This is a genomic window from Oceanispirochaeta sp., assembly GCF_027859075.1.
Classification (GTDB): domain Bacteria; phylum Spirochaetota; class Spirochaetia; order DSM-2461; family DSM-2461; genus Oceanispirochaeta.
Map to the genome: position 1 here is coordinate 1 of NZ_JAQIBL010000033.1, position 5,163 is coordinate 5,163.

The 5,163-nt window shown below is 44.3% G+C and carries 4 protein-coding genes and 1 pseudogene; 2 read left to right on the forward strand and 3 right to left on the reverse strand.

The window, feature by feature from the left end; genetic code table 11:
- Positions 1 to 209 (reverse strand): patatin-like phospholipase family protein (locus PF479_RS01955; protein WP_298001698.1); only part of this gene is annotated, 209 nt, incomplete at its 3' end.
- Between the two features lie 360 nt (positions 210 to 569).
- Here PF479_RS01955 and PF479_RS01960 point away from each other — a divergent pair.
- Positions 570 to 2,441 (forward strand): GGDEF domain-containing protein, encoded by a 1,872-nt coding sequence (locus PF479_RS01960; RefSeq protein ID WP_298001700.1) that lies wholly within the window; start codon positions 570 to 572, stop codon positions 2,439 to 2,441.
- Between the two features lie 242 nt (positions 2,442 to 2,683).
- Positions 2,684 to 3,193 carry a PaaI family thioesterase gene (locus PF479_RS01965; protein ID WP_298001702.1) on the forward strand — a complete coding sequence of 170 codons (510 nt, stop codon included), beginning with the start codon at positions 2,684 to 2,686 and terminating at the stop codon, positions 3,191 to 3,193.
- Positions 3,194 to 3,214: 21 nt separating this feature from the next.
- On the opposite strand, the gene PF479_RS01970 is transcribed toward PF479_RS01965, so the two are convergent.
- Both PF479_RS01970 and PF479_RS01975 read right to left on the reverse strand, forming a co-directional pair.
- Positions 3,215 to 4,288 (reverse strand): Ldh family oxidoreductase, encoded by a 1,074-nt coding sequence (locus tag PF479_RS01970; RefSeq protein WP_298001704.1) that lies wholly within the window; start codon positions 4,286 to 4,288, stop codon positions 3,215 to 3,217.
- Between the two features lie 62 nt (positions 4,289 to 4,350).
- A pseudogene (locus PF479_RS01975) lies at positions 4,351 to 5,163 on the reverse strand (hypothetical protein); the annotation flags it as partial.

The window sequence follows — 5,163 nt, forward strand, 5'->3', positions numbered from 1 at the left end:
CCAATATGGTCACCGATATTTTCAAGAGCCCGGGTCTGTCCCTGAGCCAGGAATCCGGCTACGATGGCACCAATAGAATTTCCGATGAAGGCATCCACTTCGATTCCAAGCTCACTCAAAGCCTTCCAGGCACCCAGGTGATAGACACCCTTGGCTCCCCCTCCGCTCAAGACAAGGCAGTATTTTTCCTTCTGCCGTTTTTTAAACATGACCGTACCCCTTCATAATCATTATGATGAGTTATGGGATGGATGCAATAATTTTTTTAGCCGTTGAGTTCTCTCAGCCTTTAAATCTATTCAAGGAAAATACTGAAATTAGTCACAGTGCACCCTGGTGGCACTGGTGTGAAAAGTAAATCCCCGTAATAAGATCCAGTGAAGCCACAGGGCATTATTCCAAGTCTTTATGGACATATTAAAAGCGATGCAAGTTACGTTTTGATAAGAGAACTGTCAGGATATCGTTGGGGTATTCTTTTCACCGATTTCTAATACTTTTTCATCAATTTCTTATTTGAAAATCAGATGATGGCCTTAGTTAATAATGAGATTATAAGGATTCTAACTATGTTAGTAATGAATGGTCTGCTAGAAAGGATTGCCCCCATGACAGATGACTGGAAAGATATTTGCAAGACACTGGATTATGCCCTCCAGCCCATTGTCAACAGCTACACTGGTGACGTATTTGGCTATGAAGCTCTGCTCCGGAATTGGAAGGAGTGCGGATTTAACAGCATTTTTGATGTTTTTGATCAGTCCTTCCAGGAAAGAACTCTCTATACCCTTGATCTGGAACTGAGAAAAAAAGCAATTGAAAAATTCCGCACCATCCAGGGGGCGGAAACCAAGGCTCTTTTTTACAATCTGGATAACAGGATTCTTGAGATGCCCGATTACTCCTCCGGGAATACTCAGGAACTTCTGAGCACTCTGGGAATAGCCAAATCCAACTTTTATTTTGAACTTTCAGAACGACATGAAATCAACCACTATTCTGAAACCATTCAAATTTTAAACCAGTATAAGAGTCAGAATTTCAGGATTGCCATCGATGACTATGGCTCAGGATACTCAGGGCTTCAGCTCCTGTACCATTCTGAACCGGATATCATTAAGATTGACCGTTTTTTCATTGATGGCATAGATAAAGATCAGAAGAAAAAATTGTTTGCAGAAAACATTGTGAACATGGCTCATCTCCTGGGAATTAAGGTGGTAGCCGAGGGGATAGAAACGGATCAGGAACTTAATTTCTGCCGTGAAATCGGCTGTGATTATCTTCAGGGATATTGGATTGCCCGTCCGGAGCAGGATATCCTAAAACTCGCTTCATCCTATGATCTGGACAAGGACTGTTCAAATTTTGGTAAGAGAAAAGGTGAAAATCAATCCTGCCTTATTGAAGAAAGACTGACATCCATCATTCCTGTTCATTTGTATGACGATGGAGACGCCATACTTAAACGCTTTCAGAAAGATCATTCAATTGGATTGCTGCCGGTTGTCAATAACCTGAATGAACCTCTGGGAGTCATCCGGGAAATAGATCTGAAACAATACGTATACTCTCCCTTGGGAATATCCCTGTTTCAGCACCATTCCAACAGCCGAGGACTTGAATCCTTTGTAACAAGAATACCCATGGCCGATGTGAACAGCAGCCTCGAAAAGATTCTGGATATAACGGCGGCATACAACCAGTCAGAGGGCATAATGATAACCCGTAATGGTAAATACCTGGGACTTCTGGACCCCTCCAATCTGATTCAATTGATCTATGAACAGAAACTGGCCTACGCCAGGGATCAGAATCCCCTTTCAGGACTGCCGGGAAACTTCACCATCCATAAAATGCTTGCCGAAGTTTTGAAGAACCCCATTCCTCGAAAAAGGATTATCATTTTTGATTTCAACAACTTCAAACCATTTAATGATACCTACGGGTTCAGAATGGGTGACCGTCTGATAATCCTTTTTGGGGAGATTTTGAAAAAAACGTACAACCTGGATAAAGACTTCATTGGCCATGTGGGGGGAGATGATTTTTTAGTCATCCAGTCTGATCCCGTTGAGGATGAAGTTTGCAGCCTGACTAAGAAGGCTCAGGCAGATTTTGCAGAGAGCGCCCTGGCCTACTACGCAGAAGAGCATAGAAATAAAGGATGTATCACAGCCCGCAACAGAAAAGGACACTTTGAATCCTTTTCACTCATGTCGGTCAGTGCCGCCGTTGTAGAAGTAATCGTTCCAGGAAATACATCCCTGGATGAATTGAACAGGATTCTATTTGACCTGAAGAAACAGTCTAAAAGCAGAAAAGACAATTTTGCTCTACTGGAACTGAATCAGAGTACAAGCGACTTGGCCACAACATCATCCAAGGCATTCAAATCAGAGATAAATTTTATCAATTCATCGTCATCTGCGGTGGTCTGAAGGATCACGAGTCCCGAGGGGGAACAGGCATTTTCGGGGATATCGTGAAGCCCCAGCCTGACCTTGATATTGCATCCAAAACTTGTAAGGATTTTTTATACAGTGGTAGCGCTTGCTTCACGGCTTCCGATTTTTACAGCAACAAGTTGGTATTCCATAGAGTCTCCTTGTTTTTTATCAGCTCAGGGCCAAAGGGTCTAATAATATATTGAAAACAGTTGTTATAAATGTATTATAGACAAATGAAACATACTATCAAAGCCAAACAAAATAATTCTAAAAACTGCCTTGTCTGCGGGATGGAGAACAATCTTGGTTTGAAAACAAGATTCTATGAAACGGAGAATGATGAAGTCATTGCTCTGTTTACCCCTGATGAGATTCACCAGAGCTATCCAGGCATAACCCATGGCGGGATCTCTTCGGCCATCCTGGACGAAACCATCGGCCGGGCCATCATGGCCCGTTATGATGAACAGGTATGGGGAGTCACTCTGGAATTGAATCTGCGTTATAAAAAAGCTGTTCCCCTGGGTGTTGAACTCAAGGCTATTGGCAGAATAACCGCGGAACGTGGCCCTATTTTTGAAGGAACCGGAGAGATTCTACTTCCCGACGGCGAGGTCGCCGTCAGCTGCACAGGTAAATACCTCAAGCGGAAGATCCATGATATCGCTAATGATTCTTTTTCTGACAATGAGTGGTTTCCCGTTGAAGACGAGCCGGTTCTGGACGAAGTAGATCTTCCCTGATTGATACGGAACCGTCCTCTTTTACGAAAAGGGAACCGACAGTTCTACTCCAATTTTCCTGAGGGACTTGTACACATTCTCGGCGAGAGGGATGCCTTCAGCCAGAGAGTGAGCTTCCGCTTCAAATTCCTTCTGGCCGGCAAAATAAACCTGTTCGTGTCCCTCCGCCGGAATCATGTTGCGGATAACCTGCAGCATTTTATCCATATTCCTGCGGAACTCACAGGCGTCCATAAACAGATCGATCTTCATGGCTCCGAAACAGTGGGAGACACGTGCTGATGATTCTCCCTTATCATAGATATCAGCACCCCAGGCGGAACCTGAAAGGACTCCCGTCAGAATGTCTACCATCATGGCCAGACCGAACCCCTTATGACCGCCGGAGCTCTCCGAATCTCCCCCCAGAGGGACGATCCCTCCTCCTCTTCTATGAAACATATCTTCCAGAAGAGGACCAGGATTTGAGACAGAGAGTCCATCCTTATCAACCGCCCATCCAGGTTCAAGAGACTTATGTTCACGATCATAGATTTCTATTTTCCCCCGGGTGACCACAGTGGTTGACATATCCAGGACAAAGGCCCTCTCTTTGTCGGCTGGTGCGGCAAAGGCGATAGGATTCGTGCCGAACATGACCTGTTTTCCAAAAGTAGGAACTCCCAGGGCCGCCGTATTGGTCATGGAAATACCAATCATGTCCTTATCAAGGGCTTTCATGGCATAATAACCAGCAATCCCGTAATGATTTGAATTCCTCACGGCTCCGAAAGCCATGCCGCTCTGCTCCGCCTTATCCAGAACCGACTGCATGGTTTGACAGCTGACAGGAGCGCCCAAAGCACCCCTGGCATCCACCAGAAGAGAAACCGGAGTTTCTCTGATGACTTCCGGCTCAATCACCGGGTCCATCAGTCCCTCCTGCAGTCCGTTGATATAGCGTTGAAGCCGGGCAACCCCATGGGATGGAATCCCCCGTGCATCTGCGGCAACCAGAACATCGGCGCAATCACGAGCATCTGCGGTCTTCACACCGCAGGCTTCAAAAGTTTTCATACAAAAGGAGAGAAGCTGATTTTTGTCAATTCTGATCATATCCACATTTCATTCCTTAAAAACAAATATTCTAATCCTAAGAGGCTCATCATAAACCAGAACTAGAGCTTATTGTAATTTAAAAAATCAAACTTGGCATCCAATTTCTGTCCACTCCAATCATGGCAGCCCAGGCAGATAAAAGCACCGGTAAAGCCGTAATAGGGCTTTATATATTCATCAGAAATAATAGTTGCATCATATTCATTTCCAAGAGAGATCCAGAAAGAATCATCAATAGAGTAATAAAACATCACTTTATCCGAGTTCACATGGATTTTCATAAAAACTCTCTCGCTGTCTATGGACGTCTCATTATGAATACTGAGGAATCCATTATCCATGACCAAGAGATTGATGACTCTTTCAGATCGATCTTCATTGTACGTTATATTTATGTAATAGAAAGTATCTTCGTTATAGCGATACATCAAGCCTGCCATCTGCTGAAAATTGACTGGCGAGAACTCAACAGAAGTTTTGACTGTAAAAGTGAAATGTTTTTGTCTGATTCCCACAACAGTCTGAAACTGTTTACTGCCGGGAGAGTCCCGGCCAGACAGTGTCAGAAAACCCTTATTCCGGGTCAAACTCATCACAGATTCTTCAAAAGGCAATCTTAACGTTTGCATTTCCAGGGGCAGTGAAGACTCTTCAAAATCTGTAAGCAGTTCATAGGCAGAATCCCTCTGAATGATCTCGTCGTCAGGGATTTCAAAAGAGTCCAAAGGTGTTCTTCCTCCTCCAGGGAGAGAAGGCCAGTCATTTACCCATTCCACATTCTGTATCGATGTTTCCCGGCCCAGTATACACCGGTAGTTTCTGTTGAGATTATGATCCAGAACATCTTTACGTGACAGCCGCGGCAGAGAAAA